At 55.0% G+C, this 26,058-nt stretch carries 26 protein-coding genes and 1 tRNA gene; 9 read left to right on the top strand and 18 right to left on the bottom strand.

The annotated features are described in order from the left end of the window. The coding region (locus tag ACNQ0W_RS11675) for a phage tail protein (protein ID WP_417933196.1) at positions 1 to 1,174 on the top strand (1,174 nt) is incomplete at its 5' end. 46 nt (positions 1,175 to 1,220) lie between these two features. Here ACNQ0W_RS11675 and ACNQ0W_RS11680 read toward each other — a convergent pair. Further along, the gene (locus ACNQ0W_RS11680; RefSeq protein WP_219240916.1) at positions 1,221 to 1,487 is read right to left on the bottom strand and encodes a DinI family protein; all 267 of its coding nucleotides are present in this window, start codon (positions 1,485 to 1,487) and stop codon (positions 1,221 to 1,223) included. 86 nt (positions 1,488 to 1,573) lie between these two features. Here ACNQ0W_RS11680 and ACNQ0W_RS11685 point away from each other — a divergent pair, with 86 nt between their 5' ends. Then, complete coding sequence (locus ACNQ0W_RS11685) at positions 1,574 to 1,813, top strand: hypothetical protein (protein WP_334280511.1); 240 nt, start codon at positions 1,574 to 1,576, stop codon at positions 1,811 to 1,813. Beyond that, the gene (locus ACNQ0W_RS11690; RefSeq protein WP_219240914.1) at positions 1,813 to 2,133 is read left to right on the top strand and encodes a hypothetical protein; all 321 of its coding nucleotides are present in this window, start codon (positions 1,813 to 1,815) and stop codon (positions 2,131 to 2,133) included. The genes ACNQ0W_RS11685 and ACNQ0W_RS11690 overlap by 1 nt, the downstream gene beginning before the upstream one ends. A gap of 94 nt (positions 2,134 to 2,227) precedes the next feature. On the opposite strand, the gene ACNQ0W_RS11695 is transcribed toward ACNQ0W_RS11690, so the two are convergent. From ACNQ0W_RS11695 to ACNQ0W_RS11705, 3 genes are all read right to left on the bottom strand, one after another. Next, a tRNA-Pro gene (locus ACNQ0W_RS11695) sits at positions 2,228 to 2,304 on the bottom strand. 73 nt (positions 2,305 to 2,377) lie between these two features. Continuing rightward, on the bottom strand, positions 2,378 to 4,138 hold the full coding sequence (gene yejM, locus ACNQ0W_RS11700; protein ID WP_047719280.1) for an LPS biosynthesis-modulating metalloenzyme YejM: 1,761 nt from the start codon (positions 4,136 to 4,138) through the stop codon (positions 2,378 to 2,380). Positions 4,139 to 4,157: 19 nt separating this feature from the next. Beyond that, positions 4,158 to 4,385, bottom strand: coding sequence for a YejL family protein (locus ACNQ0W_RS11705; protein ID WP_001135586.1), 228 nt, complete (start codon positions 4,383 to 4,385; stop codon positions 4,158 to 4,160). A 134-nt stretch (positions 4,386 to 4,519) separates the two neighbouring features. On the opposite strand from ACNQ0W_RS11705, the gene yejK reads away from it, so the two are divergent. Next, positions 4,520 to 5,527, top strand: a complete 1,008-nt coding sequence (yejK, locus tag ACNQ0W_RS11710; RefSeq protein ID WP_017383403.1) for a nucleoid-associated protein YejK — start codon at positions 4,520 to 4,522, stop codon at positions 5,525 to 5,527. A gap of 51 nt (positions 5,528 to 5,578) precedes the next feature. Here the strand turns inward: yejK and rplY are convergent, their stop codons facing one another. Together rplY and ACNQ0W_RS11720 are read right to left on the bottom strand one after the other, a co-directional pair. Further along, positions 5,579 to 5,863 (bottom strand): 50S ribosomal protein L25, encoded by a 285-nt coding sequence (rplY, locus tag ACNQ0W_RS11715; RefSeq protein WP_003859376.1) that lies wholly within the window; start codon positions 5,861 to 5,863, stop codon positions 5,579 to 5,581. Positions 5,864 to 5,988: 125 nt separating this feature from the next. Beyond that, positions 5,989 to 7,749, bottom strand: a complete 1,761-nt coding sequence (locus ACNQ0W_RS11720) for a DEAD/DEAH box helicase (protein WP_417933197.1) — start codon at positions 7,747 to 7,749, stop codon at positions 5,989 to 5,991. A gap of 151 nt (positions 7,750 to 7,900) precedes the next feature. On the opposite strand from ACNQ0W_RS11720, the gene rsuA reads away from it, so the two are divergent. The 3 genes from rsuA to ACNQ0W_RS11735 all read left to right on the top strand — a co-directional run bounded on the left by rsuA (position 7,901) and on the right by ACNQ0W_RS11735 (position 10,444). Continuing rightward, the gene (gene rsuA, locus ACNQ0W_RS11725; protein ID WP_062932753.1) at positions 7,901 to 8,608 is read left to right on the top strand and encodes a 16S rRNA pseudouridine(516) synthase RsuA; all 708 of its coding nucleotides are present in this window, start codon (positions 7,901 to 7,903) and stop codon (positions 8,606 to 8,608) included. A gap of 15 nt (positions 8,609 to 8,623) precedes the next feature. After that, on the top strand, positions 8,624 to 9,823 hold the full coding sequence (locus ACNQ0W_RS11730; RefSeq protein WP_003859373.1) for a Bcr/CflA family multidrug efflux MFS transporter: 1,200 nt from the start codon (positions 8,624 to 8,626) through the stop codon (positions 9,821 to 9,823). Positions 9,824 to 10,099: 276 nt separating this feature from the next. Continuing rightward, positions 10,100 to 10,444: a YejG family protein gene (locus tag ACNQ0W_RS11735; RefSeq protein ID WP_003859372.1), complete on the top strand. Its 345-nt coding sequence runs from the start codon at positions 10,100 to 10,102 to the stop codon at positions 10,442 to 10,444. A gap of 3 nt (positions 10,445 to 10,447) precedes the next feature. On the opposite strand, the gene yejF is transcribed toward ACNQ0W_RS11735, so the two are convergent. From yejF to ACNQ0W_RS11780, 9 genes are all read right to left on the bottom strand, one after another. After that, a complete protein-coding gene (yejF, locus tag ACNQ0W_RS11740; protein ID WP_062932755.1) occupies positions 10,448 to 12,037 on the bottom strand; it encodes a microcin C ABC transporter ATP-binding protein YejF in 1,590 nt (529 codons plus the stop codon). 1 nt (position 12,038) lies between these two features. Continuing rightward, positions 12,039 to 13,064, bottom strand: coding sequence for an ABC transporter permease (locus ACNQ0W_RS11745; RefSeq protein ID WP_062932756.1), 1,026 nt, complete (start codon positions 13,062 to 13,064; stop codon positions 12,039 to 12,041). Beyond that, positions 13,064 to 14,158, bottom strand: a complete 1,095-nt coding sequence (locus tag ACNQ0W_RS11750) for a microcin C ABC transporter permease YejB (protein WP_062932757.1) — start codon at positions 14,156 to 14,158, stop codon at positions 13,064 to 13,066. Before ACNQ0W_RS11750 ends, ACNQ0W_RS11745 begins: the two co-directional genes overlap by 1 nt. A gap of 9 nt (positions 14,159 to 14,167) precedes the next feature. Then, positions 14,168 to 15,973 (bottom strand): extracellular solute-binding protein, encoded by a 1,806-nt coding sequence (locus tag ACNQ0W_RS11755; protein ID WP_062932758.1) that lies wholly within the window; start codon positions 15,971 to 15,973, stop codon positions 14,168 to 14,170. A 75-nt stretch (positions 15,974 to 16,048) separates the two neighbouring features. Beyond that, positions 16,049 to 17,602 carry a cyclic di-GMP phosphodiesterase gene (locus ACNQ0W_RS11760; RefSeq protein ID WP_417933198.1) on the bottom strand — a complete coding sequence of 518 codons (1,554 nt, stop codon included), beginning with the start codon at positions 17,600 to 17,602 and terminating at the stop codon, positions 16,049 to 16,051. A 127-nt stretch (positions 17,603 to 17,729) separates the two neighbouring features. After that, entirely contained in the window at positions 17,730 to 18,299 is a 570-nt protein-coding gene (gene mepS, locus ACNQ0W_RS11765) for a bifunctional murein DD-endopeptidase/murein LD-carboxypeptidase (protein WP_003859364.1), read from the bottom strand. Between the two features lie 415 nt (positions 18,300 to 18,714). Next, a complete protein-coding gene (locus ACNQ0W_RS11770; protein WP_062932760.1) occupies positions 18,715 to 19,428 on the bottom strand; it encodes a phosphatase PAP2 family protein in 714 nt (237 codons plus the stop codon). 33 nt (positions 19,429 to 19,461) lie between these two features. Next, a complete protein-coding gene (locus ACNQ0W_RS11775; protein WP_062932761.1) occupies positions 19,462 to 20,448 on the bottom strand; it encodes a CobW family GTP-binding protein in 987 nt (328 codons plus the stop codon). Positions 20,449 to 20,571: 123 nt separating this feature from the next. Further along, on the bottom strand, positions 20,572 to 22,038 hold the full coding sequence (locus ACNQ0W_RS11780; protein WP_062932762.1) for a mannitol dehydrogenase family protein: 1,467 nt from the start codon (positions 22,036 to 22,038) through the stop codon (positions 20,572 to 20,574). Positions 22,039 to 22,243: 205 nt separating this feature from the next. Between ACNQ0W_RS11780 and uxuA the strand changes: the two genes are divergently transcribed. Beyond that, positions 22,244 to 23,434 (top strand): mannonate dehydratase, encoded by a 1,191-nt coding sequence (gene uxuA, locus ACNQ0W_RS11785; RefSeq protein ID WP_062932763.1) that lies wholly within the window; start codon positions 22,244 to 22,246, stop codon positions 23,432 to 23,434. Between the two features lie 116 nt (positions 23,435 to 23,550). On the opposite strand, the gene yeiP is transcribed toward uxuA, so the two are convergent. Next, positions 23,551 to 24,123: an elongation factor P-like protein YeiP gene (yeiP, locus tag ACNQ0W_RS11790; RefSeq protein ID WP_003859355.1), complete on the bottom strand. Its 573-nt coding sequence runs from the start codon at positions 24,121 to 24,123 to the stop codon at positions 23,551 to 23,553. 164 nt (positions 24,124 to 24,287) lie between these two features. Here yeiP and ACNQ0W_RS11795 point away from each other — a divergent pair, with 164 nt between their 5' ends. After that, positions 24,288 to 24,542 carry a YkgJ family cysteine cluster protein gene (locus ACNQ0W_RS11795; protein WP_017693039.1) on the top strand — a complete coding sequence of 85 codons (255 nt, stop codon included), beginning with the start codon at positions 24,288 to 24,290 and terminating at the stop codon, positions 24,540 to 24,542. Here ACNQ0W_RS11795 and setB read toward each other — a convergent pair. Both setB and ACNQ0W_RS11805 read right to left on the bottom strand, forming a co-directional pair. Then, the gene (gene setB, locus ACNQ0W_RS11800; RefSeq protein ID WP_015572310.1) at positions 24,539 to 25,720 is read right to left on the bottom strand and encodes a sugar efflux transporter SetB; all 1,182 of its coding nucleotides are present in this window, start codon (positions 25,718 to 25,720) and stop codon (positions 24,539 to 24,541) included. The genes ACNQ0W_RS11795 and setB overlap by 4 nt on opposite strands. Positions 25,721 to 25,823: 103 nt before the next feature. Beyond that, a complete protein-coding gene (locus ACNQ0W_RS11805) occupies positions 25,824 to 26,003 on the bottom strand; it encodes a hypothetical protein (RefSeq protein ID WP_139152746.1) in 180 nt (59 codons plus the stop codon). Positions 26,004 to 26,058 lie beyond the last annotated feature (55 nt).

The following is a 26,058-nucleotide window of genomic DNA, read 5'->3' on the forward strand; positions in this document are numbered from 1 at the left end:
TACCACCATCGGCAGCGCAACAAGTCTCACCGTAACGCCAGCAGCTAACCCAACTGTTCCCGCCGGAACCCGATTTGCCATTCTTCTGAGTGACAGTCTTAGTGTCGATGGCCTGGCGCAGGATATTGCTGAAACATTCACGATGTACCAGCGCTATATGAGCGGTTTCGCGGATGTGATGAACGGCACCACAGATGTCACCATCACGATTAACGGCGCGGCCGTCACGGTACCGGGTCAGAAATCACTGGCCAAGAAAGGTTCTAACAATGACATTACCAGCCTTTCCGGGCTGACTACAGCGCTAAGTATTTCACAGGGAGGGACTGGTGATAAGACTGCCGCTGGGGCGCGTACAAACCTCGGTTTGGGAAATGTGGCAACTAAAAATACTGGTGAAGGGGATAATGATGTACTGGCTCCAGGGTCATTTGGTGTGGGGTCTAAAAACCTTCCAGTAATTTCTGATCTCTGGGACAAGAGTAAGGGGACTCGCTTCTGCAATGTTACCCCTGCAACGTCGGGAGGTCCTGGAATGTATGGTTCTGGCATCCGGTTATCAGACCGTAATATTGGAAGTGGAAGCACTCCTGCAGCGCAACAATCATTTGCTGCGCTGATTCTTAGCGGGAAAATTATTCAGTTCATGAGTATGTCGGATGGCAATGATTCTGGCTGGATGCAGATTTACCACACCGGAAATACGACCCGTGCATCTGACGGTACGTTAAAAGCCGCTTCTCCGATTGTACAGTTGTTCGGTGATGGTTCGTGTCAGCTTAACGATGAATCTGAGGGGTGCGCCGTAACCCGCCTGGGTATCGGGGAATACCTGATTGAGGGTTGTACCGGGTTAAATGCTGATGCTGCATGGGGTGGTATCGATGGTGGATTTGACATCCCGACCGACCGCAACAAACAGCCACTCATCTGGCTTGATTATAAGGTTAATTCTGACGGTTCTGTGCTGGTTAAAACCTATCACCGCATCCATCCGTCGGCACCTGAATTTGCCAGAAATGAGCTGGCGGGGTTAGCTGATGGAGACCCGGTTGATATCCCGTCAGATCAGTTCGTCAGTGTACGTGTCGAAATGCCAGCGAGTAGCATCTGGAATCAGAAACAGAAAGCAATAGAAGAAGCTGCGAAAAGCACGTCCGAAGAGGTTCAATAAAATAATTGTGACGGCAGTAAAGCGACTCTTTTACTGCCGTCAAATATCACATTCCATTCTGGAGAACGGACGGGAACTCAGATACCAGCCACATATCTGACTCTTCAAACATAACCTCCAGCATGCGGTTCAGCTTTTCCCGATCGTTTTTACTGGCATCGCTATTCAAGCCGTTCGCCTGCATCGGCTTCACCTTCACTTCGGCATCAGGGAAAATCTGATGCACCCGCTTCGTTAGCTCGGCCAGAATGATCTCTCTGGCCCCTTCGAGCCCCGCAACATTACGCTTGTCATATACCAGTTCAACAAACATTGCCATCCCTCTTGCCTAACTTGATCTGTAATCACAAAAATACTACTGTATATGCATACAGTCAATAGTCCAGAGAGGGCGCTATTATGCCTCGTCAACCTGATATACGTGCAGCCTTTTTAGCGGCCATACAACAGAATCCAAAGGGATATCTTTGTTTGAACACTGACAAATTCATCACTGAATTGCGCGTTAGGAATTGGCATTTCAGCCAGGCAGATGCCAATGCATGGATTAAGAGATACCAACCAGACTTTGCTGATAAGACGAAGGATGGAAGCGATAACCGTTACTGGATCTTGCGTAATATGGGGAGGGTTTTCTGATGGGCTTTCCTTCACCGGCTATGGATTACCAGGAACAGCGGTTAACCATAGATCTGTTATGCGGAATTGATGGGAACTGCAGGGTAATAGAAACATCCTGTGGTTGGGCTGTGATTAACGTAGCTCTGAGGCCAGAGCAGGGAGATACGCTACTGGTAAGAATGGATAACAGGAACGAGTTTGCAAAGCTATACGGGGCAGCATTGATAACTGAAGATGGTGAAGCGATAGAAGGCGACGCGCTGGATGATGTAACTGTATATGGCGTTCTAACGCATAGTCTCAACCGGGTTGGTAACGATGATTGCCCGACAATTTAAAGCAGGGTTCAACCATCATTTCACCATCGTTTCGCCATCAAAATTTTGCGGGAACAAAAAACCAGCCATAAGAGGCTGGTTTTCAATGTGTTTTTGGTCGGCACGAGAGGATTTGAACCTCCGACCCCCGACACCCCATGACGGTGCGCTACCAGGCTGCGCTACGTGCCGACGCATAAAAGGAATACTACTCGATTCCTTTTTGAATGCAAGGGGCAAGCAACGCTAACTGATTCATAAATAATCAGTTAGCGATAAAGCGCTTCTCGTCTGTCAGCACCTGCAACAGCAAACTGAGCTGCGGTTTCTGGTCTTTCAGCTTCTCGCCTTCGAGGTTATACGTCTGGTAATTGCCGTTGCTGTTCAGCACCAGGGACAACGTCGGCGTGGTCACCACCAGCGTGTTTCCGCCAGCAGCCGTAACCCAGTTATGACGCCGCGTGGCGCTAAAGAGGTCTTGTCCCTGCGAGTATTCAATGGCCGGTGTGCTGACGTGCAGCAGCCGCTGCATTAACGTGGTCATGACGTCTTTATGGTCGGTGAGCATGTTGATGCGCTGCGCGGGAGTGCCCGGCCAGTGGATCACCAGGGGAACATGCAGGTTCGGACGCGACCAGTCCATGCCCTTCGCCTCGTCGCCGAGCGGCACGCCATGCCCCGCCGTGATAATCACGACCGTATTGTCCAGCTTGCCCGCATCGCGCAGGGCGGTCAGCACGCGACCGATCTGCGCATCGACATCACCCGCCGCACGGCTATAGCGGCGCGCGAAGCCTTTCTGATTGCTGTCATCAAGCGTTGTGCCGTTAAACGCAACCCAGGAGAACCAGCGGTTATCTTCCTGCGCATAGCGCTTCAGCCAGTCTATCCACTGGTCAGCGGTCCGATCGTCAGACTGGCTCTGCGCGGCGGGCAGTGAGAAATCAGACAGCAGCGCCTGGCGGTACAGCGAGCTGTTGAAACCATCAGAAGCAAACAGCCCCAGCTGGTAGCCCTGCTGATTAAGCCCGGTAATCAATGCCGCCGGAATACGGGCCGACAGCACGCCGTCCATATAGCTCGGTGAAATGCCGTAGAACAGGCCGAAAATACCCGCGTCGGTCGAATTACCGGAGCTCATATGCTGAGTGAATACGATGTTGTTCTCAGCGAATTCAGCCAGCGCTGGCATCTGCTTCTCATAGCGGGAATAGTTCAGGCCATCGACGGTAATCAGCAGCACGTTCTGACCGCGTCCCATGTCGCGATATTTCAGATCGCTCAGGGGATACTGCACGCTGACCGCTTCCGGATTACCCTGTTCGACCAGACGACGCTGATACTCCTGCGCGTCCAGCAGGCCGTGTTTTTCGAGGAAACGACGCGCCGTCATCGGATAGGAGAGCGGCAGGTTCGCGCGCTGCATGGTAATCGGGCGGTAGAAGTTCGCATCTGCCCAGATATACATCAGGTGCGAACCGATAAATGAGGCGAAAAAGAGCGCCGCGACGGGCTTCGCATAATGGCGGCGTCGGGTCAGACTGCGGAGCTTTTGCCAGCTCCACGTGGCGAACAGCATTTCGATCAGCAGGATTATCGGCACGCTGATAAACATCAGCTGCCAGTCGCGCGCGGTCTCGTTTTGATCCGGGTTAATCACCAGCTCCCAGACGACAGGATTCAGGTGCAGGTGGAACCGGGTAAAGACTTCGCTGTCGATCAGCAACAGCGTCATGCCCGCCGTCGCAAGAATGGCGGACAGGAAGCGCATCAGCCGCTGCGACATGACGATAAACGTCAGTGGGAACAGGATCAGCAGATAGGTGGCGAAGACCAGAAAGCTAAAGTGACCAACAAGGCTCATCCATGAGTAGATGCGCCCGGTTAACGTGGTTGGCCAGTCCGCCACAAACAGATAACGGCAGCCGAGCACCATCGCCAACAGAATGTTGAACAGGGCAAACCAGTGCCCCCAGCTGACCATCTGGGAGACTTTTTCACGGTAGCGCTGACGATTCGTCACCATAAACTGTTGTTCGTTTCCCTTAGTGTGCCTGGTCGTCGCTAACGGAGGACTGCAAAGCCTGGGCGAAAGATTTGGCGATCGCCTGACGCTGAGCCGGAGCAACGCTGGTATTGATCAGGTTGGTAACCATATTTCCCAAAACCATCAGGGAGAGATCGGTTGGCGTTTTATGTTTTTCCAGTACGTTGACCAGCTCACTGAGCAGTTGTTCAACGTGTTCGTCACTGTAGCGGGAATGTTGTGGCATAAATCAAAATCAGTTTGTTGAGAGAAGGGCGACATATTACCGTAGCAACAGCTTTTTTTCCCCTTTTTTATCTTCTGTTGCACACATGCGTTGGTGGTGGTTGAATACCGCCCGGTCTAAAAGGAGAGTTTATCATGAGTCTGGAAATCAACCAGATTGCCTTGCACCAGCTTATCAAGCGTGATGAGCAAACCCTTGAAGTGGTGCTGCGCGATTCGTTACTGGAACCAACGCCTACCGTTGTCGAGATGATGGCGGAGTTGCATCGCGTCTACAGCGCGAAAAATAAAGCCTATGGCTTGTTCAGCGAAGAGAGCGAACTGGCGGATAGCCTGCGCCTGCAACGTCAGGGCGAAGAGGATTTCCTGGCATTCAGCCGCGCTGCTACTGGCCGTCTGCGTGACGAACTGGCGAAATATCCCTTCGCCGATGGCGGTATCGTCCTGTTCTGCCACTACCGCTATCTGGCGGTAGAGTATCTGCTGGTCACCGTGCTGAATAACTTAAGCAGCATGCGCGTAAACGAGCAGCTGGATATCAGCTCAACGCACTATCTGGATATCAACCATGCGGATATTGTGGCGCGTATCGATTTAACCGAATGGGAAACCAACCCGGAATCAACGCGCTACCTGACCTTCCTTAAAGGCCGCGTGGGCCGCAAAGTGGCCGATTTCTTTATGGACTTCCTCGGCGCCAGCGAAGGACTGAATGCCAAAGCGCAGAACAAAGGTCTCCTCCAGGCGGTGGATGACTTTACGGCTGAGGCGCAGCTTGATAAATCTGAGCGTCAAAACGTGCGTCAGCAGGTTTACAGTTACTGCAACGAGCAGTTACAGGCCGGGGAAGAGATTGAGCTGGAGTCGCTGTCCAAAGAGCTGGCAGGCGTCAGCGAAGTCAGCTTCCAGGAATTTACTGCGGAAAAAGGCTATGAGCTGGAAGAGAGCTTCCCGGCGGATCGCAGTACGCTGCGTCAGCTGACGAAATTTGCCGGTAGCGGCGGTGGGTTAACCATTAACTTTGATGCCATGCTGCTCGGGGAACGTATCTTCTGGGACCCGGCCACCGACACGCTGACCATTAAAGGCACGCCGCCGAATCTGCGCGACCAGCTCCAGCGTCGCACCTCAGGCGGTAAGTAACAGCCATAAAAAAACCCCGCAAACGCGGGGTTTTTCTCGACAGGTTTGCGATTACGCGCGAACGAAGTCGATGTGAGTCAGTTTTGGCTTGAACGCGTGACGCTGAACAGCCTGAACTTTCACTTTTTCTTCTTTACCGCCAACAACGATGGTCAGAACTTCGCTGTAGAACTCAGCTTTGGTCTGCATGTTCCATACTTTGTCGTGATCCAGTTCAATAGCAACTGGAGCAGCTTCGCCACCGTAAACGATAGCCGGGAACTTGTTTGCGGTACGCAGGCGGCGGCTCGCACCCTTACCCTGCACGTTACGTACTTCTGCTTCGATAGTGAACATTGATTTCTCTCTGTATTTAAAACCCTACTACAGGCGACCCAGCAGCAGGTGAGTGTTCTGCCTCACGGATGTGAAGCGGGCGGCATTTTATACTCAAATGGCTCGCGCATCAACGAAAAGTCCCGTTAACCGCGCAATTCGTTTGCCCGGCGAAAGCGTCCTTCATAGTCAAAGACCTTCTCACGCACCTGCCAGAACTGCCCTTTTTTGCGGGCGACAACAAAATCAGGATGCCGTAGCAACGCCTGCTGGCGCACGATATCGGCCACGGTTATCCAGCGCAGCGGCACGCCAGGCGTGCGGGTATGCGGGCGGATAAAGAGCTGCTCGAACGCGGTGCGCTGGGCGGGCGTCTGGACCCGGAACCGCTCGCTGACGTCTGCGCCATCTTCGTCGTAATAGGTAATTTTTAGCCACTCGCCTTTTTCATCCGCGCCCGGCTGTAAGGCCATGCCGGAACAGCGTAGCACCAGCGCATCTTTCAGCTTCAGCGCTGCTTTCAGCATGTCGTCCGGGTCGACCAGGACCGTGTCGCACTCCCGGCAGCGGCGGGCGGCAATATCGTTTTCGGCGTTGCACTGCGAGCAGTTTTTGAAGCGGAAGCGGAAATCACACTGTTCGCGATGGCCTTCATCGTCTTCAAACCAGCCCTGACAGCGGCGGCCAAAATGTTCGATCAGCGTGCCGTCGGCGGTGGTTTTCCCCCAGAAGGTGTTGGCAAACCCGCAGGCAGGGCAAAAAACCTGAACGGGCACGTTGTCGCTCTTGCCTTTTGGCGTGCCGACTTCCGGCGAATAGAGATCGTGCGGGTTACCGGCGTAATCAAGGATCAGACAGTCGGTTTTGCCCGGCGCCAGGCGCAGCCCGCGGCCGACAATCTGCTGATACAGGCTGACGGATTCCGTCGGGCGAAGAATCGCAATCAGGTCGACGTGCGGGGCGTCAAAGCCGGTGGTTAACACGGAGACATTCACCAGATAGCGGAACCGCTGAGCTTTGAAGGCCTCAATCAGGCTGTCACGCTCCGGGCCGGGGGTTTCACCGGTAATTAACGCCACGTCGTCGGCGGGCAGCAGCCCCGTAATTTCGCGCGCGTGTTCGACGGTGGCAGCAAAAATCATCACCCCTTTGCGCGTTTGCGCGAACTCTTCAATCTGGCTGATGATATGCGGCGTGATCCGCTTCTGTTTTTTCAGCTCATGGTTAAGATCTGCCTCGCTGAACAGCCCGTTGCTCTGCGCCTGTAAGCGGCTGAAATCGTACTGCACGACGGGCATATCCAGCCGCTCCGGCGGCGTCAGGTAGCCGTGCTTGATCATGTAGCGCAGCGGAAGTTCATAGATACAGTCGCGGAACAGGGCCTTTTCATCGCCACGCACCATGCCGTGATAATGAAACTGATAAATCCAGCCCTTGCCCAGACGAAACGGCGTGGCGGTGAGGCCAAGCAGACGGAGGTGAGGATTCACCTTTTTCAGATGAGTGAGGATTTGCTGATACTGGCTGTCGTCGTCATCGCTGATGCGATGACACTCATCGACAATCAGCAGGGAAAACTCGCTGCGAAACAGCTCCAGGTTGCGCGCAACGGATTGTACGCTGCCAAACACCACTTTTCCGTGGCTCTCTTTGCGCTTCAGCCCGGCGGCAAAAATGTCGGCCTCCAGGCCGAGCGCGCAATATTTGGCGTGGTTTTGCGCCACCAGCTCTTTGACGTGCGCCAGCACCAGCACGCGTCCGCGGGCCAGGCGCGCCAGTTCGGCAATCACCAGGCTTTTACCGGCTCCGGTCGGGAGTACGATGGCGGCGGGCTCCCGGTGCTTGCGAAACCAGGCGAGGGTGGCATCAACGGCTTCCTGCTGATAGGGGCGTAATGTGAACGTCATGGCTTCTCTATTCAGTTAACTCGCATATAGTATGCCACGAAACTTTTTTCCTTGAGTGGCGCAACCAGACCATTATACTGAACTGTTTCTGACTGCTTCTTTTTCGGACGCGTAGTCCGACTTCCAGCACCATTAAGGCTAAAAAGATTTCATGCGACTTGATAAGTTTATCGCTCAGCAACTCGGCGTAAGCCGCGCTATTGCCGGGCGTGAAATTCGCGCCAGCCGCGTAACCGTGGACGGCGACATTGTGAAAGACAGCGCTTTTAAACTCCAGCCTGAGCACCAGGTGGAGTATGACGGCAACCCGCTGACCCAGCAGAATGGCCCGCGCTACTTCATGCTCAACAAACCGGAAGGTTACGTCTGTTCAACGGACGATCCGGATCACCCGACGGTGCTCTACTTCCTCGACGAACCTGTGGCGCACAAGCTGCATGCGGCAGGGCGACTGGATATCGATACCACCGGCCTGGTGCTGATGACCGATGACGGCCAGTGGTCGCACCGCATCACCTCCCCGCGCCATCACTGTGAGAAAACCTATCGGGTGATGCTTGAGTCTCCGGTCTCGGATGACACGGCAGAGCAATTCGCGAAAGGCGTTCAGCTGCATAATGAGAAGGATCTGACCAAACCGGCGGTGCTGGAAATCCTCACCCCCACGGATGTCCGTCTGACCATCAGTGAAGGCCGCTACCACCAGGTGAAACGGATGTTTGCCGCCGTGGGCAACCACGTTGTGGGGCTGCATCGTGAACGTATCGGCGCGATTGAACTCGATCCAGACCTGACCCCAGGGGAATATCGCCCGCTGACGGAAGAAGAGATTGCCAGCGTCGGGCTGCCTTCACGCTAAATTCAGGAGAACCCTGTGACCACCAGGCCACACTCGTCGTTTAAAATTGTATTTATCCTTGGCCTGCTGGCCATGCTGATGCCGCTGTCCATCGATATGTATCTGCCCGCGCTGCCGGTGATTTCCGCGCAGTTTGGCGTACCGGCAGGCAGCGCGCAGATGACGCTCAGCACCTACATTCTTGGTTTTGCCCTCGGTCAGCTCTTTTATGGCCCAATGGCCGACAGCCTGGGGCGTAAACCGGTTATCCTGGGCGGGACATTGATATTTGCCGCGGCGGCGGTGGCCTGCGCGCTGGCGCAGAGTATCGATCAGCTGATTGTGATGCGTTTCTTCCATGGCCTGGCGGCGGCTGCGGCAAGCGTGGTGATTAACGCGCTGATGCGCGACGTTTACCCGAAGGAAGAGTTCTCACGCATGATGTCGTTCGTCATGCTGGTCACGACCATTGCGCCGCTGGTCGCCCCCATGGTGGGCGGGGCGGTCCTGGTGTGGTTCAGCTGGCATGCGATTTTCTGGATCCTGGCGATTGCCGCGCTGCTGGCCTCGGTGATGATCTTCGTCTTTATCGATGAAACGCTGCCGGTCGAGCGACGTCAGAAGTTTCACGTTCGCACCACGCTTGGCAACTTTGCCTCGCTGTTTCGCCATAAGCGTGTGCTCAGCTATATGCTGGCCAGCGGCTTCAGCTTTGCCGGAATGTTCTCGTTCCTGAGCGCAGGGCCGTTTGTGTACATCGAACTGAACCATGTGTCGCCCCAGCATTTTGGTTACTACTTCGCGCTGAATATTGTGTTCCTGTTTGTGATGACCATTATTAACAGCCGCTTTGTCCGGCGGGTTGGGGCGCTGAATATGTTCCGCGCCGGGCTGTGGATCCAGTTCGTAATGGCTATCTGGCTGGTATTGAGCGCGTTGCTGGGCGTCGGTTTCTGGGCGCTGGTGGTGGGGGTGGCGGCGTTTGTCGGCTGCGTGTCGATGGTTTCATCCAACGCGATGGCGGTGATCCTCGACGAATTTCCGCATATGGCGGGTACCGCCTCGTCGCTGGCAGGAACGTTCCGTTTCGGGATTGGCGCGATAGTCGGGGCGCTGCTCTCGACGGCGACGTTTAATACCGCCTGGCCGATGCTGTGGGCGATTGCCCTCTGCGCGACCTGCTCCATTCTCTTCTATCTTTACGCCAGCCGGCCGCGAAAGACGGCGCATAAATGACCACTTAAGGCCCGAGACGGGCCTTTTTGTTGACCCATATCAACCAACCCTCCGTTCGTTTACCCTGTGTTTGTTTCTTTTATGTAAAATCTATTTATGTAAAAAGTCACATCATTGTATTTAAAAAGGTTGAGTTAGATCGCAGAAACGGGTACATATAGCGCCGACGCGAGCCTGCAACGCCTATAAAATCCGCTAAACAGTGCAGGTTGGCGATGATGTGTTACTATAAATGTAAATAAATTGTGAAGTAAATTTGCTTCCGGGGATCTGAACGTGAATACATTACAACTCTCCATTGTCCATCGCTTGCCCCAGAGCTATCGCTGGTCGACGGGTTTTGCAGGTTCGAAAGTTGAACCGATTCCGCAAAGCGTTGCCGGGGAGGATAATTGTCTGGTGGCGCTTAAGCTGCTCAGCCCGAGCGATGAAAATGCGTGGCCGGTCATGGAGCGTCTCAGCCAGGCGCTGACGGACATCGAAGTGGACAGCTCCGTGCTGGAATGCGAAGGTGAGCCGTGCCTGTTTGTTAACAGCCAGGATGAGTTTGCCGCCACTTGTCGTCTGAAAAACTTCGGCGTGGCCATTGCCGAGCCGTTCTCTGGTCAATATCCTTTCTGAGTGTTAGTCAGCGGACAATAGCTGGCGCGTGTAATCCTGCGTCGGCGCGGTGAATACGCGCTGGCACTCTCCCTGCTCAACGACTTCTCCCTGCCGCAATACCACTACCTGATGGCAAAGCGCACGCACCACCTGTAAATCGTGGCTGATAAAGATATAGGCCAGCCGATGCTTTTCCTGTAGCCCCTTCAGCAGCGCCAGAATTTGCGCCTGCACGGTGCGGTCCAGGGAAGAGGTTGGCTCGTCCAGCACGATCAGCTCCGGTTTGAGGATCAGCGCGCGGGCAATCGCTATACGCTGACGCTGTCCGCCAGAAAACTCAGCCGGATACCGGTGCCGGGTCTCGGGATCTAAACCCACTTCCGCCATCACCCGCATCACGTCGATTTCACGCTGTTGCGCCGTCATTGTCGGCTGGTGGACGCGCAGGCCCTCTTCAATAATCTGTAATACGCTCAGGCGCGGGTTAAGCGAAGAGTTTGGATCCTGAAATACCACCTGCATCCGCGGGCGGACGGGGAGCATCATCCGGCGATTCAGGTTTTGCAGCGGCATGCCGTCAAAGACAATGCTTCCCTGAGAGGCGATCAGGCGCAGCAGCGCCAGACCGGTGGTGCTTTTGCCCGAGCCGGATTCGCCCACAAGCCCAAGCGACTCGCCCGGACGCAGAGCGAAGCTCATCTCTTTCAGGACATGATTGTGATCGACCACGCGACGCAAAATGCCTTTGCGGATCGGGAATGACACCGACAGCCCTTCAACCCTCAGCAACGGCACGCTGTCAGCGTTAAGCGGTACCGGGTCGCCAGCGGGTTCGCTATCGAGCAGGCGCTGTGTATACGGGTGCTGAGGCGCGCTCAGGAGGGCGGATGCCCGGTTCTGTTCCACGCAGCGGCCGTTTTGCATCACGGCCACCGTGTTAGCAAGCTTTCTCACGATGCTCAGGTTGTGCGTAATAAACAGCAGGCTCATGTTCAGCTCGTCGCGAAGCTCGCGCAGCAGTTGCAGAATTTGTGCCTGTACCGTGACGTCCAGCGCGGTAGTAGGTTCATCGGCAATCAGCAGTTCGGGGCGCGTGAGCAGGGCCATTGCGATCATCACGCGCTGGCGCTCGCCGCCGGAAAGCTGGTGCGGGAAATCGTTCAGCCGTTTCGCGGCATTACGAATACCGGTGCGTTCAAGGCAGTCGAGAATTTCACCCCGTGCTGCCTCTTTACGCATTCCCCGATGAAGGGACAGCACTTCATAGAGCTGTTTTTCCAGCGTATGCAGTGGGTTGAGCGACACCATCGGCTCCTGAAAAATCATGGCGATGTTGTTGCCACGAATGCCGCGCAGGGTTTGCTCGTCAGCGTTCAGCAGCGATTGTCCATGGAACAGAATATCCCCCTGCGGATAGCTGACCGGCGGGGAAGGGAGCAGGCGCAGCACCGACAGCGCCGAAACGCTCTTACCGGAGCCGGATTCCCCGACCAGCGCCAGCGTCTCTCCGCGCTGGATCTGTAACGATAAATCCGTCACCACCGTGCGTGATTCGCCCTGTTTTGAAAACGCAATCGACAGGTTCTCTATGCTCAGAAGAGGCCGGGTCATGTCATACCGCCTTGTTGGGATCGAAGGCATCGCGCACGGCTTCGCCAATAAAAATCAGCAGGGAAAGCAGCACCGCCACGGAGAGGAATGCGGCGATGCCCAGCCAGGGGGCCTGGAGATTGTTTTTGCCCTGCAACAGCAGTTCGCCAAGGGACGGTGAGCCCAGTGGCAAACCGAAACCAAGAAAATCAAGCGACGTCAGGGTGGTAATGGAGCTGCACAAAATAAACGGCAGGAAGGTGAGGGTCGCCACCACCGCATTGGGAAGCATGTGGCGGAAGATGATTGCGCCATCGCTCACGCCTAACGCTTGCGCGGCGCGAATATAGTCGTAATTCCGCGTACGCAGAAACTCCGCGCGCACCACGCCGACCAGCGCCATCCAGCCGAACAGGACGGTGATCCCGAGCAGCCACCAGAAGCCAGGCTGTACCACACTGGACAGCAGGATAATCAGAAACAGCGTTGGCATACCGGACCAGACTTCAATCACGCGCTGTCCCCATAAATCTATTTTACCCCCGTAATAGCCTTGCACGGCGCCCGCCACAACGCCCATTACGCTGCTAAAGAGCGTCAGCATCAGCCCAAACAGGAGCGAGATGCGGGTGCCATAGAGGATGCGCGCCAGCACATCGCCGCCGTTGGCGTCCGTTCCCAGCCAGTTTTGCGCGGAAGGCGGCGAAGGGAAGGGGGTGGACGTGGCGAAGTTAATACTGTTTGCGCCAAAACGAATCGGCGCCCAGATAGCCCAGCCGTGCTGCGCGATCTGTTCACGTAACCAGGGATCCTGGTACTCGGCTGGCGTCGCAAACGGGCCGCCAAAATCGCTTTCGCTGTAGGTGGTCAGCACCGGCACATACCAGCGGTCTTTGAAATGCACCAGCAGGGGTTTATCGTTGGCAATCAGTTCCGAACACATACTTAAGGCGAACAGGACGGCGAAGATCCACAGCGACCAGTAGCCGCGACGGTTGTGGCGAAAACGCGCCCAGCGGGCCTGATTGACGGGGCTTAAACGCGACATCAGCGGCCCTCAAAATCGATACGGGGATCGACCAGCGTATAGCTGATATCGCTGATGATGTTCAGCAGCAGGCCGATCAGGGTGAAAATGTAGAGTGTGCCAAACATCACCGGATAATCACGGGAGACGGTGGCCTCATAGCCCAGCAGCCCTAATCCGTTGAGCGAGAACATCACCTCTATCAGCAGCGAGCCGGTAAAAAACATACTGATGAACGTGGCGGGGAAACCGGCAATCACCAGCAGCATGGCGTTACGAAAAACGTGCTTCCACATGATCTGCTTTTCACCGACGCCTTTGGCGCGCGCGGTGACGACGTACTGTTTGCGGATCTCATCAAGAAAGGCGTTTTTGGTCAGCATCGTAAGCGCCGCAAAACCGCCGATGACCGTTGCCAGCACCGGAAGCGTGATGTGCCAGAAGTAATCGGTGATTTTCTGATACCACGGCAGGGTGCTGAAATCCGTGGAGACCAGCCCGCGCAGCGGGAAGAGGTCGAAATAACTGCCGCCGGCGAAAAAGACAATCAGCAGCACGGCAAACAGAAACGCCGGGATAGCGTAGCCGATGATAATAAACGTACTGCTCCAGATATCGAAACGGCTACCGTTGTAGACCGCTTTCCTTATCCCTAGCGGAATGGAGACCAGATAAATAATCAGCGTCCCCCACAGTCCGAGCGTGATGGAAACCGGCAGGCTTTGTTTGATCAGGGTTAACACCGAGGCGCTGCGAAACAGGCTGTCGCCAAAATCGAAACGGACATAATCCCAGAGCATCCTGAAATAACGCTCGTGCAGCGGCTTGTCAAAACCATAGCGATGGGTGATCTCGGCGATCACCTCCGGATCCAGTCCGCGACCGCCCCGGTAGTGGCTTTCGCTGATGTTGCCCACGCCCGTCCGGGCATGGCTGGCCCCCATTCCTTCACCGCCGCCGCCCGGCATGCCGCCAGCGTGACCAAATTCTATTGCCGCAATCGCCTGATCCACCGGGCCGCCGGGAGCGATCTGGACGATAAAAAAGTTAATGGTAATGATGGCCCACAGCGTCGGGATCACTAACAGCAGCCGGCGGATAAGATAAGCGCCCATCATCACTCCTTAACGCCGCTCTGCGGGCAATTTTGCGGCTTTATTCACGTCATACCACCAGGTGTCAAAGCCGAGGGTGTAGACCGGGCGAACGGCAGGCAGGGAGAATTTATCCCAGCGGGCCACGCGATCTTCGCCCATATACCACATCGGCAGCATGTAATAGTTCCAGGTTAATACCCGATCGAGCGCGCGGCCAAGCGGCAGAAGCTTGTTCTTATCGCCCTGAGCGGCGACAATTTTTGCAATCAGCGCATCAACCACCGGGCTCTTTACGCCCGGGGCGTTGTAGGAGGAGTCGATATACCCCGATGCCCAGGAGATTTGCAGATCTGAACTCGGCCACGGCTGCGCGGCCCACAGGGTCTGCATCATGTCGTAATCGCGACTGCGCTTGCGGTTGGTTAACTGGGCCATATCGACCTGGCGGATATTCATGGTAACGCCAAGCCGGGCAAGGTTCTTCTTAAACGGCAGCACCCACTGATCGTTTGCGCCGGAGGCAATCAGCAGTTCGAAGCTGAGCGGTTTGCCGGTTTGCGCATTCACCCGTTGCCGATTTTTCAGCACCCAGCCAGCGTCATCCAGCAGTTTGCTGGCTTTCAGCAGGTTGTCCCGGTCGAACCCGTTTCCGTCGGATTTGGGCGGTTCAAATACGCGGGTGAATACCTCCGGTGGAAGCTCCGCTTTCATTGGCGCCAGCAAAACCAGCTCGTCCGCGTGGGGATAATCACGGGCGGCATACTCAGTATTCTGGAAATAGCTGTTCGCCCGGCTGTAGGCTCCGTAAAACAGCGCCTTGTTCATCCATTCGAAATCAAACGCCAGGGTAATGGCTTCACGCACCCGACGATCGGAAAAAACCGGGCGCTGAATATTAAACGCCAGCCAGCGCGTGTCCTGCGCGGATTCGTTTTTGTGTTCGTCTTTAACGATATAGCCTTTCGCGAAATTTTTTCCGATATACCGGGTCGCCCAGTTTTTGGCGCTGTTCTCGACACGTAAATCAAACGCGCCTGCCTTAAACGCCTCGAAGGCCACGTTATCATCCAGGTAGTAGTCGTAGCGGATTGTATCGAAGTTCCAGCGGCCCCGGTTTACCGGCAGCGTGGCTGCCCAGTAATCTTTCACCCGGGAATAGATCACGTACTGGCCCATTCGCCAGTCGGTAATGCGATACGGCCCTCCGGCCAGCGGCGGGGTAGAGAGGGGATCGCTCAGCTTATGATTTTTCCAGAAGGATTCGGGCATGACGGGCAGGGAGAACAGGCTCAGCATATTCTCTTTGTTCGGCTCAGGGAGTTCGATTCGCACGGTCAGCGGGGCGATGGCTTTCACCGTGGTGCCCTTGTACACCAGACGAAACTGCGGCACGCCTTCGGTCATAAATTTATGAAAGGTGAACGCCACGTCACGGGCGCTAACCGGCGTACCGTCGTGAAAACGCGCCCGCGGATTAATCGCGATTTCTGCCCAGCTGAAATCATCGGCGTAACGCACGTTCTCCGCGACCAGGGGATAATAGCTGCCGGGCTCGTCGTCGGAGGTGACGAACAGCGTGTCATAGAGGGATTCGGTACGCGCTGCCGCTACGCCGCGCAGGGCAAAGCGGTTAAAGTTGTCAAACGTTCCCGTGGCGGAAAGCGTCACGTTTCCGCCTTTCGGGGCGGCGGGGTTAACGTAATCGTAGTGGTTAAAGTTAACCGCGTACTTCGGCTCGCCAATGACGGCAAAGGCCGTGCTCTCTTTGATGGTCTGCGCCTGGCTCGACAGGCTCACCAGCGCCAACAGCGTCAACACAACGCGCATAATCATAGTGCGGCGGATCCCTTTGTTCACAGGCAGGCTCGGTTGAACAGAATAATAAGGGACAGCGCCGTGATTGTGAAATTATTCCCCGAGCGTGATGTCGGGTTGCCACGTCCTGAACTGCTCCAGCGGCATCGGGCGGCCAATCCAGTAGCCCTGAAGATAGTTCACGCCATGCTCGCGTAGCCACGCCGCCTGCTCCGGCGTTTCAACACCCTCGGCGACGGTTATCATATTCAGACGTTCTGCCAGCGTCAGCACCGCGTCAAGCACTGGCGAGGTGACGGTTTCAGTCCCGATGGCATTCACGAAGCCACGGTCAATTTTCAGGTAATCCATCGTGAAGCGTTCCAGATAGATCAGCGCGCTGTGGCCGGTGCCAAAATCATCGATGGCGATTTCAAAACCTTCTTCGTGCAGCCATTCGAACAGCTGGTTAGCCTCGCGGTGGTTGATCATGTCGCGCTCGGTTATTTCCAGCACAATCTGGAAGTGATCGGGCGGAAGGGCGGTGGCAAACGCGCGCATATCCTCTTTAAAGCTTTCCGCATGCAGATGCCCGGGCGCGATGTTGATCCCAAACTTGGCCCCAGGCGGGAGCACCGTTTGCAGGACAGGGGCATCGCGGATAATCAGGTCAAAAAGATGCAGCGTCAGCGGGACAATCAGCTTCTGCGCTTCAGCGAAATTAATAAAGGCATCCGGTGGAATTTCTCCCATCACCGGATGCTTCCAGCGCATCAGGACTTCCAGCCCGGTCATTTTGAGCGACTGCGCATCCACGACGGGTTGATAGACCACGTAAAACTGGTCGCGCTTGATGGCCGTGAGGATCTCTTTCCCCGGATTAAGACGGATAGTAAGAATATAGAAATTTAACAGGCCCGCCGCGATCCCGCAGACCAGGCCGAAAAACAGGGCGTACAGCACTTCATCGGTCGTCCAGGCTTCCGCATAAACATGGATGGTCAGAGGTACATTTTTCAGCGTGGCGGTACGGACCGGGATATCAGGCAAATCACGCGCAGGGACCAGCGTTCCGGAATGGGTTGATAACGCATAATCGCCAATAATGATGGAAATACCGGCAAACTCATCCTGTCTTGAGGTGTAGAGAAGGTACGGGGTCAGGTTGAGATTTACGGAGGTAAACACACCGCCGTCTTTCACCAGTGGGTTGCGATACCAGATGGCAATCGCGGGCTTGTCCGGCATCATGGGGGTGCCCGGCAGGAGCGCCATATCAACCTGTTTATTGATGTGCAGTTCAGGAATAAGCGCTTGCAGGGGGACATTCATCGGGCCGGTGGCGGAAGAGCAGTAGGCGTATTTATCCCTGACCAGCAAAAAGGCGCGCACGTTGATGCTAAAGGCCGCCCGGGAGGTCAGGGCGGCACTCACTTCCTCGCAGCTGTTCAGCGTGAGTGGCTGGAGCGTATCAATCGACATTTTGAGCTCATCGAAATAGCTCTCCATATAGACGCTTAAATCGGTAACAAGGGTATCGAATCTGACGTCTCGCTTGTGGTAACTCCAGTAAAACTGTAATGCTCCCAGAAGCAGGGCAGTGAATAACCCCGTAAGGAAACTGATAAACAGTATCTTGCGGTTGCTGGAGAAGTAGCGGGTAAACATAGATGTCGTGATTCCTGAAATGCCGCTGGATAGCTATCAGTGTAACGGGCAAAAAAAAACACTGCCGGAGCAGTGCTTTTTTTATCGTATCGCCAGCCAAGGGATAACCAACGATACGACAGCAATATTAACTACGGCTCAGAACGCGGCGAGCTTCGTTGTAGCGCTTCTTCCAGTAAGGTTCGTTCATGCTGGAAATCGTCACACCACTGCTGGTGGAAGCATGGACAAACTGATCGTTACCGATATAGATGCCAACGTGTCGACCGGTTGAACCCGCTCTGAACAGGACTAAATCGCCCGTGCGCAGTTTAGTGCGCGAAATGGATTTGCCCATTTCCTGCTGTTCATAAGTAGAACGCGGAAGGTCTAACCCAAACTGCTCACGGAACGTACGCTGTACGAACGCGGAACAATCAATGCCTTTCTTGGTGCTGCCGCCCAGACGGTAACGCACGCCTTTCCAGTCAGCATACTGATCCATAATACGCGACTTAACGTCGAGATTACGTACCATATTTTCAAATTCATCCTGAGAGGCTTGCAGTGAAGAGGAATCTTCCATTCCCACAACACGCGTCTCAGGATGCATATTCTTCGCGGTGTTCGTTGTACTACATGCCGAAAGCAGAACCGCCACTGCAATCGCCGGGATCCCCCGCAAGATATATCTCAAGATTGGTTGAGATTTGACCATTTTGTTTGTTTTCCCTTGAAGTCCTTAACGAAAATATCGTTATAAAAATGCCAACCGTGACGAGACTAATTATCTGTTCACAATGAGACAATTCTTTATGGTGAAAACTGTGGCTCAACGCACAAAATTATTCACCATGATAATAATTATCTCAGTGGGGCAAAACGAGTTCGAGGTTAACCGATTGCACGGGGTATTGCGAGCAAAAAAGTCCGTTTTTTTATAAGAAAATGTGATACACAAAGTTACAGCGCGGAATTGCTCAAAATGCCGCCATTCATACCGGTAATCCCTGCAATTGCTTCATTTTTATCACGAATAGTATGACGGGATGATGACAGCGTTGAATGACGCCGGAAAGAAGTGACTCAGGGATCGAAAACGATCCCTGATGAATGGTGTTAATTTTCGTTATTTATTTGTTTCCAGCTTGTTTAAATTTGCCGGGAAGATAGCGATCAAAAATGTCTATTATGCGATCGCTCAGGGGGGTCATCAGCACCCACGGTAAACCAATTAACACCGCCGTGAGGGAGCCTACGGCGATATCTGTCAGCCAGTGCGCGCCAATCATCACCCGCGGGAATGCAAATACCACCACAATAACCAGGGCGATGGCGAAGGCTTTTTTACCAAAATAGCGCAGCATGAAGCCTGCGAAAATCAGCAGCATCATACCGTGGTCGCCCGGGAAACTGTCCTTCGAGGCGTCTTTGGTTGGAATATGAAGCAGCTCGCTGACGCGGTTAATATTCGGGAAAGAGAGCGACGGACTGGCGCGTTTAACCGGCATCAGATGCTGCGCCAGCTGGTTGATAATCACCGCAGCCAGCAGCATCACCAGACCGATAATCAGAATACGGCGACGACCCGTTTTGTCTTCCTTCAGCCAGAAAGAGAGCATCAGACAGCCCATTGCCAGCAGCGAACAGCCGTCAAACGCGCGGTTATTGGTGATCGCCACCAGCCACAGGAAGGCCTCACTCTTCGCCAGAGCCTGGTTAAAGAAGTGGAACAGCCCGGAATCCAGCGGGAACCAGAAACCGTGATCCGCCGGGATATACCAGGAGAAAAAGATCGCCAGACCGGCAGCGTTGAGCAATAAAATAGCAGGAAGTCGAGTCGTCATAGTCTTCAGCAATGTGTGAAATCAGGGGCAACGTTAGCCGCCCAAACTTAAACGAAGCTTCAACAGGCTTGACTGGAGGGCATTCCAGTCGGTATTAACCGCACTAATTAACTCTATCCGGCTGTCGGGTGGCGCAACGTTCTGGGTTTCAATAAAGAAATCCTCGCCCTGACGGTTAATGCGCACCAGGCCATCCGGGGTGCGCATGATCCCTTTTACCCGCTCAACCGGCGCTAGTCTCGCCCACTCCAGGATACCAATGGTGTCGAAAACCGTATCGGCATCGAAGATCCACCCGCAGGCCTGGTGCCCCTGACCGCTGTTCAGGTTGCGACGCCAGCGCTGATGCTCCGGCAGGCTCAGTGCAGCCAGACCTTGCTTCGCGCCGTGGCTATGCGAATGCTCTGCGCTGGCAGGCAGTTGCGTCTGGTTGAGGCGGGGAAGGTCGAGCAGGGCGCCATCAATGTTGCCCTGGGTGGTCTGCACATACTGACGTCCACCGCCAGCCTTCTGCCACCAGGACTCAAACGCGGCCTGACTCTCAGCCGTCGCGCGATCGGATTTATTCGCCACGATAATATCTGCCGAGGCGAGCTGGTCGCGGAAATTGTCGTTATTGATTGCTTTTTCATCCAGCAGCTGGCGGGGGTCGAGCAGGCAAAGCGTCGCACGCAGCTCAAGCCACGGCTCGTATACCGGGGCGGTCAGTAAATCAAGGATTTGCTTAGGATGACCCAGCCCGGTAGGCTCAATCAGCAACCGGTCCGGCTTGCCCTGACGCAGCAGCGTATTCAGCCCTACCTGCATCGGCAGACCATTCACGCAGCACATACACCCGCCCGGGATCTCTTTCACCATCGCGCCGCTGTCAGCGAGCAACGCGCCGTCGATCCCCACTTCGCCAAATTCGTTGACCAGCACGGCCCACTTTTCCGCCGGGTCTTTATTGGCCAGCAAATGCAGAATGGACGTAGTTTTACCGCTGCCGAGAAAACCGGTGATCAGGTTGGTTTTGGTCACGTGCGCTCCGATAAATAATTGTGATGTAGTAACAACTATCTATCATCCTGACGAAAAAATCGGGCATTGAGAAGAGGAAGGGCGAACGGAGCACAAAACCGTTCGCCTTAAACGCAATAATCGCTAAATTTTTAACGTTTCGATAACGGCCTGGCGCGCGCCGAGCCGGACGAGGCGCTGGTACGCGCTGGTGATTGCTTCGACAAAGACAGGGTTTTGCGGCAGGTCGTCGCCAAAGATTTCATTTAACGTCAGCAGGGCGCTAACGCGTTCTGCGTCGCTGCTGGTAGCGACAATGGCCTGAAACTTGTCGCTCAGCGGATCGCGTACGTCAATGGCGTTGCCCTGTTCGTCCGTACCGCTGACGTAGCGCATCCAGCCCGCCACCCCCAGCGCCAGTAATGGCCAGGCGGTGTGACGCTCAAGATGCACGCGGATCCCATCCAGCATGCGCTGAGGCAGCTTCTGGCTGCCGTCCATGGCGATTTGCCATGTGCGGTGCTGTAGGGCCGGGTTGGCGAAGCGGTCAAGCAGGCTGTCAGCATAGGCTGTCAGATCAACGTTGGTGATGCGCAGCGTAGGGGCCTGCTCATTCAGCATCAGCCTGCGGGCAGCCTCGCGGAAACTGTCGTCCTGCATACATTCATTTATGTGCGCGTAGCCGGCAAGGTAGCCCAGATACGCCAGGAAGGAGTGGCTGCCGTTCAGCATCCGCAGCTTCATCTGCTCCCAGGGCAGGACATCCTCAACCATCTGTACGCCTGCCACCTCCCACTCCGGACGTCCGGCGACAAAGTTATCTTCCACTACCCACTGAATGAACGGTTCACAGCTGATGGCGCAGGGATCTTCAACGCCAAGTTCCCGGGTGATTTCCGCGAGTGAGGCGTCGGTGGCGGCGGGCACGATTCGGTCGACCATGGTGCCAGGGAAGCTCACGTGCGCCTCGATCCATGCTGCCAGCTCTGCGGAACGCTTTCCGGCCATGCCGAGAACGGCATTCTTCACCACGTGGCCGTTGTCGGGAATATTGTCGCAGGAGAGCACGGTAAACGCCGGCAGGCCGCGCTCGCGGCGGCGATGAAGCGCTTCGACCAGAATACCCGGCGCGGAATGCGGCTCAGACGGGTGCTCAAGATCGTGCAGGATGCGGCTGTTCTGCATATCCAGTTTTCCCGTCGCCGGATCGATGCAGTAGCCTTTTTCGGTAATGGTGAGGGAGACAATTGCCACCTGCGGTTCGCAGAACTTCTCAATAATGGCTGCCAGCGAGTCGAGTTTGGCGTTCAGGCACTCTTTTACCGCACCGATAATAATGGGCTGATTGCCTTCGGCGCCTTTCTCCAGCACGGTAAACAGATGATCCTGCGCCCGGAGCTGGCGCATGAGGACATCGCCGCTAAAGAGGCTAATCTCACAAATTCCCCAGTCGCCTCCCCTGGCATTCAGTACCCGGTTTGTTAACAACGCCTGATGCGCCCGGTGGAACGCGCCAAAACCGAAATGGACGATGCGGGAGCGTAACTGCTCGCGATCGTAGCGGGGCTGCTGGACATGAGCAGGAAGCGCGGTGGAGGCAATAGTCTTCATGTAATACACACCTGATTAACCATTAATTAACAATGTCAGTGTAAAGTTATATGACAACAAATTAAATTGGTAAGCCGTAAATATCCCTGTTATGTGAGTTTGATCAATCAATGTCGCGCGCTGTATTGACCACCTCGATTAAACATGTATGGTAGTCGTCATTGAAGTAACACATATTGGTATAACAACTTGAGAGGGTGGGGAAATGGAACAAACCTGGCGTTGGTACGGGCCGAACGATCCGGTTTCTCTTGATGATGTGCGTCAGGCTGGCGCAACGGGTGTGGTCACGGCGCTGCATCATATTCCGAACGGTCAGGTGTGGCCGGTGGAGGAAATCCAAAAGCGTCAGGCTCAGCTGGCAGAGAAGGGGTTAACCTGGTCTGTTGTGGAAAGTATTCCGGTTCACGAAGATATCAAAACCCACTCCGGTGAGTGTGATACCTGGATTGCGAATTATCAGCAGAGCATTCGCAACCTGGCAGCCTGTGGTATTGATACCGTCTGCTACAACTTTATGCCGATTCTGGACTGGACGCGTACCGACCTGGAATATGAAATGGCTGATGGTTCGAAGGCGCTGCGTTTCGATCAAATCGCTTTTGCGGCTTTCGAGCTGCACATTCTGAAGCGTCCGGGGGCGGAAGCAGACTACACTGCCGAAGAGCAACAGCAGGCGCTGGCGTGGTTCAATGCCGCCAGTGAAGCGGACATTGAGAAGCTGGTTCGCAATATTATCGCGGGCCTGCCGGGGGCGGAAGAGGGCTATACCCTCGATCAGTTCCGCGCGCGCCTGGCGGAATATGGCGATATCGATAAAAACCAGCTGCGTGAAAACATGGCGCACTTCCTGCGCGCTATCGTGCCGGTGGCAGAAGAAGTCGGCGTGCGGCTGGCGGTTCATCCGGACGATCCACCGCGTCCTATCCTCGGCCTGCCGCGTATCGTGTCTACGATTGAAGATATGCAGTGGCTGAAAGAGACGGTCGACAGCATCTACAACGGCTTTACCATGTGTACGGGCTCGTATGGGGTGCGGGCGGATAACGATCTGGTGCGGATGATCGAAACCTTCGGCGATCGCATTCATTTCACCCACCTGCGTGCAACCTGCCGTGAAGAGAACCCGAAAACCTTCCACGAAGCAGCCCATCTTGGCGGCGACGTGAACATGGTTGCGGTGGTGGATGCCATTCTCGCTGAAGAGGTACGTCGTAAGCAGGCGGGAGATGTACGTCCTATCCCGTTCCGTCCGGATCACGGGCACCAGATGCTGGACGATCTGCGCAAGAAAACGAATCCAGGGTATTCGGCGATTGGCCGTCTGAAAGGGATGGCGGAAGTGCGCGGTATCGAGCTGGCGCTGAAAATGACGAAGTATCCTGAACTTCTTTAAGCCTGATCGCCCGGTGGCGCTACGCTTACCGGGCCTACGAAAAACCGGCTCTGAGGCCGGTTTTTGTGTTTTTGTAGGCCGGGTAAGGCGCAGCCGCCACCCGGCAAACGCCGCAATCAGTCAGCACGACCCATATAGCGTTTTTCTTCGATATGGATACGGATTTTCTCGCCCGCTGACAGGTACTCTGGCACCTGTACGACCAGACCGGTAGTCAGGGTAGCCGGTTTGTTACGCGCACTTGCAGACGCGCCTTTGATGCCCGGCGCCGTTTCAACAATTTCCAGATCAACCGTCTGCGGCAGCTCCAGCGCCAGCAGCACGCCATCCCAGGTCAGCACCTGCATGTCCGGCATTCCGCCTTCAGGAATAAACAGCAGCTCTTCTTCGATCTGATCTTTGGTGAAGATATACGGGGTGTAATCTTCTTTATCCATGAACACGTATTCGTTGCCGTCGATGTAGGAGAAATCAACGTAGCGACGGGTCAGGGTCACGGTATCAACGATATCGTCGCCTTTAAAACGTTCTTCCACTTTCAGGCCGGTGCGGACATCGGAGAAACGCATTTTGTACAGCGTTGCTGCGCCACGGGCGCTGGGTGCCTGAATATCGATATCTTTCACAATCAGCAGTTTGCCGTTGTAATTCAGTACCATACCTTTCTTAATTTCGTTCGCTCTTGGCATTGCAGTAATCCTGTTTACGGGAGGTAAAAAATATCGCGCCAAATTACTCGCGCGCGGCCTTTCAGGCAAGCGGAATTCGTGGGTTTTGCTATCAATACATAAAAGGTGTTACTGTGCGCGCAATGCCCGACTGCACGGGCATTTGCCACCAACAGAGAGCATGTATGGATTGTCGTTCCGACTGTGGCGCGTGCTGTACCGCACCGTCCATCTCAAGCCCCATTCCAGGCATGCCGGAGGGCAAGCCTGCCAATACCCGCTGCGTTCAGCTCTCTGACGCTAACCTGTGCATGATCTTTGGCTCGCCTCTGCGCCCGAAGGTGTGCTCCGGGCTTCAGCCAACCGCTGAAATGTGCGGCAGTACGCGCCAGCAGGCCATCACTTATCTGCTTGAGCTGGAAGCGCTCACCGCGCCTTAAACATCTTTGATCCGCGTCAGGCAGCTCAGCGTCAGGACGCACATTACCAGCGCAATCCAGAACACCGTATGATAGTTCCAGATTTCAGCCACAACGCCCGCCAGTGAGCCTGCAATAATCCAGCCCACGCGGGTGGTATTAGTATAAAGGGTGGTGGCAGAGCCTGCCTGACCCGGCATCAGATCCTGGAAGTAGAGCATGCCGATACCGGCCAGAATGCCGATGTAAATGGCGTTCAGCAGCTGTAAAGCCAGAAGCAGAGCTGGCGTATGAACCGTCAGCATACCGACATAAAAAAGCAGCCCGGCTACGGCGGCGACGCGCATCAAAAAGCGCTTGCCGAAGCGCTTCGCGTAATAGCCCGCAATCAGCATGGTGGGGATCTCAAGACCCGCGGCGGTTCCCATCATGATCCCGGCCAGCTTCTCCGGCAGATGCAGCTCATCAATAATAAATAGCGGCATATTAATGATATAGAGGCTGTTGGTGCCCCACATCAGCGTACAGATAATGAATAACAGCAGCGCGTCGCGGCGGTTGCGTCGCGGAGCTTCCAGCGTACCGGTCGCCACTTTCGGCTCTTTGCGCATGGAGGGCAGGAAGAACCAGACCATTGCGCCGCATACCACGAAGGCCACGGCTGCGCTGAGGTACATCACCGTAAAGCCAAAACCCATCGCCAGCGCGTAGGCGAGCGGGGGGCCAATCACCCATGCCAGCGACACCTGCGCGCGCAGTATCGAGCTGAACATCACCGCTTCCCGCCCGGTGCGGTCGGCATGCTCGCGGGCAAGGGCGAACATCTGCGGGTTGGCGGTCGAGCCGAAACTGCTCAGGAAGACGCCCACGAACAGCAGAATGAAGTAGTTACGGTTCCAGGCAAACAGCAGGCAGGCAAACACCCCGAGCAGGCAGCAAAAAACGATCAGGCTTTTGCGATCGCCTTTGCGGTCTGAACGCCCGGCAAGAAACTGGCTGACGAAAATGCCGATGATGGCGCTCCCGGTGAAGAAGAAGCCAACCATCGCCGGGCGGGCGTGGACTTCGTTGGTCAGAAACAGGCTCAGCGTAGGCGTTTGTAACGCACCGGCAATACCGGTGAGGAAAGCAACGATCAAAAACGCCGTTGACGTCAAATCAAAAGGCTTTGGTGAGGCGGCAGCGGGGGTGTTATGCATGTTCAGTCTTTGCGAGTAACAGAGAGAGGCGGAGTTTACGCCGCCTGTCATGAAATAAACAGAGGGCAAAATCAAGATTGCCACAATAAATCAAAATAGCATTTCAGTTTATCGCCGTTTCGCTGAAGCGTGCTGAACCTGTTTGCTGAACATCAGCAAAAACCTCCCGACTGAAAAAGAAATGTGCTGCACTTCTAAATTCTGCAACAAGAAATGTAACTTTTCTTGCAACCTTTTGTAGAAAAGACAAGACTTCTTGAAACGTTTCAGCGCTATCTTGCATGTCCTGACGAAGCAGGCTAGCGCTTATTTTCTCAGTTAAGCTGAAACGATTCAAT

It is taken from the genome of Enterobacter cloacae complex sp. 6730903 (genome assembly GCF_048283985.1).
Lineage (GTDB): Bacteria > Pseudomonadota > Gammaproteobacteria > Enterobacterales > Enterobacteriaceae > Enterobacter > Enterobacter hormaechei_C.

Bases quoted from the DNA above. Each gene is read 5' to 3' on its own strand.
- setB (WP_015572310.1), bottom strand. From the start codon at position 25,720: ATGCATAACACCCCCGCTGCCGCCTCACCAAAGCCTTTTGATTTGACG.
- ACNQ0W_RS11745 (WP_062932756.1), bottom strand. From the start codon at position 13,064: ATGTCGCGTTTAAGCCCCGTCAATCAGGCCCGCTGGGCGCGTTTTCGC.
- ACNQ0W_RS11720 (WP_417933197.1), bottom strand. From the start codon at position 7,749: ATGACGTTCACATTACGCCCCTATCAGCAGGAAGCCGTTGATGCCACC.
- rsuA (WP_062932753.1), top strand. From the start codon at position 7,901: ATGCGACTTGATAAGTTTATCGCTCAGCAACTCGGCGTAAGCCGCGCT.
- rplY (WP_003859376.1), bottom strand. From the start codon at position 5,863: ATGTTCACTATCGAAGCAGAAGTACGTAACGTGCAGGGTAAGGGTGCG.
- ACNQ0W_RS11755 (WP_062932758.1), bottom strand. From the start codon at position 15,973: ATGATTATGCGCGTTGTGTTGACGCTGTTGGCGCTGGTGAGCCTGTCG.
- yeiP (WP_003859355.1), bottom strand. From the start codon at position 24,123: ATGCCAAGAGCGAACGAAATTAAGAAAGGTATGGTACTGAATTACAAC.
- mepS (WP_003859364.1), bottom strand. From the start codon at position 18,299: ATGGTCAAATCTCAACCAATCTTGAGATATATCTTGCGGGGGATCCCG.
- ACNQ0W_RS11805 (WP_139152746.1), bottom strand. From the start codon at position 26,003: ATGCAAGATAGCGCTGAAACGTTTCAAGAAGTCTTGTCTTTTCTACAA.
- ACNQ0W_RS11750 (WP_062932757.1), bottom strand. From the start codon at position 14,158: ATGGGCGCTTATCTTATCCGCCGGCTGCTGTTAGTGATCCCGACGCTG.
- yejF (WP_062932755.1), bottom strand. From the start codon at position 12,037: ATGACCCGGCCTCTTCTGAGCATAGAGAACCTGTCGATTGCGTTTTCA.
- ACNQ0W_RS11685 (WP_334280511.1), top strand. From the start codon at position 1,574: ATGCCTCGTCAACCTGATATACGTGCAGCCTTTTTAGCGGCCATACAA.
- ACNQ0W_RS11780 (WP_062932762.1), bottom strand. From the start codon at position 22,038: ATGAAGACTATTGCCTCCACCGCGCTTCCTGCTCATGTCCAGCAGCCC.
- ACNQ0W_RS11690 (WP_219240914.1), top strand. From the start codon at position 1,813: ATGGGCTTTCCTTCACCGGCTATGGATTACCAGGAACAGCGGTTAACC.
- yejM (WP_047719280.1), bottom strand. From the start codon at position 4,138: ATGGTGACGAATCGTCAGCGCTACCGTGAAAAAGTCTCCCAGATGGTC.
- ACNQ0W_RS11760 (WP_417933198.1), bottom strand. From the start codon at position 17,602: ATGTTTACCCGCTACTTCTCCAGCAACCGCAAGATACTGTTTATCAGT.
- ACNQ0W_RS11705 (WP_001135586.1), bottom strand. From the start codon at position 4,385: ATGCCACAACATTCCCGCTACAGTGACGAACACGTTGAACAACTGCTC.
- yejK (WP_017383403.1), top strand. From the start codon at position 4,520: ATGAGTCTGGAAATCAACCAGATTGCCTTGCACCAGCTTATCAAGCGT.
- ACNQ0W_RS11795 (WP_017693039.1), top strand. From the start codon at position 24,288: ATGGATTGTCGTTCCGACTGTGGCGCGTGCTGTACCGCACCGTCCATC.
- uxuA (WP_062932763.1), top strand. From the start codon at position 22,244: ATGGAACAAACCTGGCGTTGGTACGGGCCGAACGATCCGGTTTCTCTT.
- ACNQ0W_RS11770 (WP_062932760.1), bottom strand. From the start codon at position 19,428: ATGACGACTCGACTTCCTGCTATTTTATTGCTCAACGCTGCCGGTCTG.
- ACNQ0W_RS11680 (WP_219240916.1), bottom strand. From the start codon at position 1,487: ATGTTTGTTGAACTGGTATATGACAAGCGTAATGTTGCGGGGCTCGAA.